Source organism: uncultured Limnohabitans sp., from assembly GCF_937889215.1.
In the GTDB taxonomy this organism is placed as follows: domain Bacteria; phylum Pseudomonadota; class Gammaproteobacteria; order Burkholderiales; family Burkholderiaceae_C; genus Limnohabitans_A.
Genome location: NZ_CALBEX010000137.1, coordinates 1 through 3,725, shown reverse-complemented (window position 1 = coordinate 3,725; position 3,725 = coordinate 1). Strand labels below are relative to the sequence as shown.

Sequence of the window (3,725 nt, the reverse complement as noted above, 5' to 3'; positions counted from 1 at the left end):
CCGTGCTGCCCCAATCGGCCGCCTTGATGCCGGTGGGCGGCATCACGCCCGACAACATGGCCGTTTACCGCGCCGCTGGTGCGACTGGTTTTGGTTTGGGGTCGGCCTTGTATGCGCCGGGGCGATCGGTGCAAGCGGTACAGGATCAGGCTACGGCGTTTGTGCGGGCTTACAGGGCACAAGCTTTTGACTGAATAGAGCAGCCAGATCAGACCTGAAGGCACTGAGCAGAGAAATCCATCACGCCTCAGAGGTTTGAGGCTTTTTCGCTGATCGGGCCTTGATGGTCCGACATGCCTCAGATCTCGAACCAGCATTTTCAGAAGCCATTGACGAACAAACACCTGTCGGACCTGAAGGCCCCGACCTACAGAGAAAACGTCGGTTGCATCAGGCCCTTGCCCCTATCAGGCCCGCTCCCCCAACCGCCCTTCCTTGAAGTCAGCCAAGGCCTGGTAGATCTCTTCTTTGGTGTTCATCACAAACGGGCCATATTGCACGATAGGCTCTTTCAGGGGTTTGCCTGCCACCAGAATCAACTTGGCATCGGTACTGGCCTCAATCACCACACCATCGGCCTGCGGTGTGTTTTTCAAAATGGCCATGCGCTGCAGGGGCACGGCCTGGCCACTGATGCGGACTTCGCCACGGTAGACATAGATGAAGGCGTTGTGGCCATCGGGCAATGTTTGCTCAAAACGTGCGCCCTGCGGCATGTGCACGTCCAGATAAACCGGTTGCGTGATCTCTCGGATCACCGCGCCCTGCACGCCGTGGCTGGCCCCGGCGATCACCGTCACGGCCACGCCTTCGGGCGTCTGAAACTGAGGCAACTGCGCGTTCTGGAAATCGCGGTACCAGGGCGCTTGCATTTTTTCGCTGCTGTGCAAGTTCAGCCACAGCTGAAAGCCCTCCATCACGCCATCGGCTTGCTGCGGAATTTCGGAGTGGATCACGCCCTGGCCTGCGGTCATCCATTGCACGCCCCCGTTTTGCAACAGGCCTTCGTTGCCCGCGCTGTCGCGGTGCAGCATGCGCCCGGCGATCATGTAAGTCACCGTTTCAAAACCCCGGTGGGGGTGGTCCGGGAACCCGGCGATGTAGTCATCGGGTTTGTCGCTGCCAAAGGCGTCGAGCATCAAAAACGGGTCAAGCCGGTGCTGCAGGTCTTGCGTGAGGATGCGGCTGAGCTTGACGCCCGCGCCATCCGAAGTAGCCTGGCCGGTGACCAGGCGTTCGATGGTGCGCGAGATATTCACGGCGTGTGGGTGGGCAGCTTGTGTCACAACCGGTCCTTTTCAAAAAATCCAACGATCAACCGGGACGATGCAAAGCGCAGATTTTGTTGCCGTCGGGGTCGCGCAAGTAGGCCAAGTAGAGCTTGCCTGCGGGGCCTTCACGCAGACCGGGTGGGTTTTCGCAGGTGACGCCGCCGTTGGCCACACCGGCGGCATGGAAGGCTTCGCCTTGCTCGACCGACTTGACGGTGAAGCCAATGGTGCTGCCGTTGCCGTGGCAGGCGGGTTCGCCGTTGATGGGCGTGGTGATGCCAAAAGTGCCCGTGGGGCTGCGGTAGAAATAGCGGTTGTTGTTGGCCACGCCAGGGCCATAGCCCAAGGTGCCCAACACGGCGTCATAAAACTTTTTAGACACTTCCAAGTCTTTCACACCCACCATCACATGACTGAACATTGCGCTCTCCTCATAGACCCGTTGCCGGGCGAAATTATTGAGACAGTATCGTAGCGGATACCCGCCAGCTTGGCCGAATCAAGACCTCTTCAATGACTGCCAGCGTGTGTGCGCAGGCCCTAGCAGGTTGGGCGGCAGCTGGTGTTTGGCCTGCAGGTAGTGATGGGTGTAGACGTCCAAATAAGCCTGTAGGGTCTCGGCTGCACGCAGCTCGCCCGCCAGTTCCAGACACAGCGAAGCCACTTCGCTGGTGCAAAAGTGGTCACCGCGTTTGGAGCGGCGCAACTGGTAGCGCGAGACCTGCTCGGGGTTCAGGCTCAGCACGGGCAAGGCGTTCAGGTAAGGGCTTTTGCGGAACATCTTGCGCGCTTCGGCCCAAGTGGCGTCCAGCAAAATGAACAGCGGGCGCTGGCCAAAGGGCGAGCTGTTTGACAGGGTGGGCACCGCATGCACCACCTGCTCAGGCGCCACAAATTCACCCGGAAACACCACATACGGCTGCCACTGCGGATCGGCCAGCAGCGCCAGCAAGGCCGGGTTTACCTCGGTGCGGGCCCAGCCAAAGGCAAAGGTGTCTGGCACCACGTCGGCGATCAGCCAGCCGGTGTTGCTGGGCTTGAGGGGTTCGATGTCGGCCATGAGCAAACACATGCCCGATTGTGTGGGCACCGCAGGCAGCAGTGCGCAGATGCAGTGGCTGGGCACCAGGCGGCAGCCGGGGCAGCGCTCGCCTTTGATGCCGCCACGGGCCATAAAAGGCTTGGCGCTGCGGGCCAGGCGCTCGGCGCGCAGACGCGAGACGGCGTGAGGCGCTTTCAAACCCAAAGCGTCCTTCAAGCGGCAGGTGTGGCCATGCGCAAACGCCGCGCCGCTTCTTCGTCCCGCGCATCGTCGATCTCGCGCAGCACGGCCGCCATGTCCACACTCGCAGTCGAGCGTTCAAAACGACCCGTGAGCGGTGTCTCGTTGCTCAGCAAACCGGCTTGGTACAGGCTCCAGATTTCGGGGCCGAAGTCGGTTTGCAACAGCGCGGGGGCAAATTGCCCAAAGAAGTCGCGCAGGTTGCCCACATCGCGCAGCAGCATGCGCTGGGCGTGGTTGTTACCGGCCGCGTCCACAGCCTGCGGCAAGTCGATGATGACCGGCTCGTCCACGCCGGGCAAGTCTCCCTCACCGGGGATGTGCGCCAACAAAATATTGAACTCCGACAAGTCGCCATGCACCACACCCGCACACAGCATGCGCACCACTTCGCCAATCAAGGTGGTGTGGTGCTGCAGGGCTTGCGCGGGGGTGAAGGCCACATCGTTCAGGCGCGGCGCTGCGTCGCCGTGGGCGTCGGTGACCAGCTCCATGAGCAGCACGCCGTCGAAAAAATTGAAGGGCCGGGGTACACGCACACCGGCTGCGGCCAGGCGGTACAGCGCGTCCACCTCGGCGCTTTGCCAGGCGGCTTCTTGCTCTTGGCGGCCAAACTTGCTGCCCTTGGCCATGGCGCGGGCCGAGCGCGAGTTTTTGACCTTGCGGTTTTCGGTGTAGTCCACCGCTTGCCGAAAGCTGCGGTGGGTGGCCTCTTTGTAGATCTTGGCGCAGCGGGTCTCGTCGCCACAGCGCACCACAAAGACCATGGCCTCCTTGCCACTCATGAGCTGGCGCACCACGGTGTCGATCAGGCCCTCTTCGACCAGGGTCTGCAGCCTCGGTGGTGCTTTCATGCGGCGGCTTCAGTGGTCAAGCAAAGCCCAGCCTGCGTGCTGGTTGGCCTTGTTGTTTTCGTATTCCCAGGCCGCGCCGCAACGGTCGCAGCGGTAACGGGTGAAACTGGCCTGGCCGTTGCCACGGTCTTCTCGGCTGTGCGTGCCTTGTACCAGTTCGGCGTGGCCGGGGGCTTTGCGCCAGTGGCGCTGGATGCTGGCACAGGGCTCGCACAAATCAGGGGCGGAACTGTGGGGGGCGCTGGTGGGGGACGGGGTCATGAAGGGGGGATTTCCTGGACAATGCCTGCGGGGGCGATGCCTGCATTGTCGCCGCCC

Annotated in this window: 5 protein-coding genes and 1 pseudogene; 1 reads left to right on the top strand and 5 read right to left on the bottom strand. The window is 62.0% G+C overall.

The features are described 5' to 3' along the window. A pseudogene (locus Q0341_RS03550) lies at positions 1-194 on the top strand (2-dehydro-3-deoxy-6-phosphogalactonate aldolase); the annotation flags it as partial. 213 nt (positions 195-407) lie between these two features. On the opposite strand, the gene Q0341_RS03545 reads toward Q0341_RS03550, so the two are convergent. The 5 genes from Q0341_RS03545 to Q0341_RS03525 all read right to left on the bottom strand — a co-directional run bounded on the left by Q0341_RS03545 (position 408) and on the right by Q0341_RS03525 (position 3,668). Next, the gene (locus tag Q0341_RS03545; protein ID WP_299510606.1) at positions 408-1,286 is read right to left on the bottom strand and encodes a pirin family protein; all 879 of its coding nucleotides are present in this window, start codon (positions 1,284-1,286) and stop codon (positions 408-410) included. A gap of 28 nt (positions 1,287-1,314) precedes the next feature. Next, positions 1,315-1,692 carry a VOC family protein gene (locus tag Q0341_RS03540; protein ID WP_299510604.1) on the bottom strand — a complete coding sequence of 126 codons (378 nt, stop codon included), beginning with the start codon at positions 1,690-1,692 and terminating at the stop codon, positions 1,315-1,317. Positions 1,693-1,770: 78 nt separating this feature from the next. After that, positions 1,771-2,445: a tRNA-uridine aminocarboxypropyltransferase gene (locus Q0341_RS03535; protein WP_299510607.1), complete on the bottom strand. Its 675-nt coding sequence runs from the start codon at positions 2,443-2,445 to the stop codon at positions 1,771-1,773. An 80-nt stretch (positions 2,446-2,525) separates the two neighbouring features. Beyond that, entirely contained in the window at positions 2,526-3,407 is an 882-nt protein-coding gene (locus Q0341_RS03530) for a PA4780 family RIO1-like protein kinase (protein WP_299510602.1), read from the bottom strand. A gap of 9 nt (positions 3,408-3,416) precedes the next feature. Then, positions 3,417-3,668 (bottom strand): hypothetical protein, encoded by a 252-nt coding sequence (locus tag Q0341_RS03525; RefSeq protein ID WP_299510600.1) that lies wholly within the window; start codon positions 3,666-3,668, stop codon positions 3,417-3,419. Between the last annotated feature and the right edge of the window lie 57 nt (positions 3,669-3,725).

Excerpts from the sequence above, each read along its gene's own strand:
- Q0341_RS03540 (WP_299510604.1), bottom strand. The coding sequence starts at position 1,692 with ATGTTCAGTCATGTGATGGTGGGTGTGAAAGACTTGGAAGTGTCTAAA.
- Q0341_RS03535 (WP_299510607.1), bottom strand. The coding sequence starts at position 2,445 with ATGGCCCGTGGCGGCATCAAAGGCGAGCGCTGCCCCGGCTGCCGCCTG.
- Q0341_RS03530 (WP_299510602.1), bottom strand. The coding sequence starts at position 3,407 with ATGAAAGCACCACCGAGGCTGCAGACCCTGGTCGAAGAGGGCCTGATC.
- Q0341_RS03525 (WP_299510600.1), bottom strand. The coding sequence starts at position 3,668 with ATGACCCCGTCCCCCACCAGCGCCCCCCACAGTTCCGCCCCTGATTTG.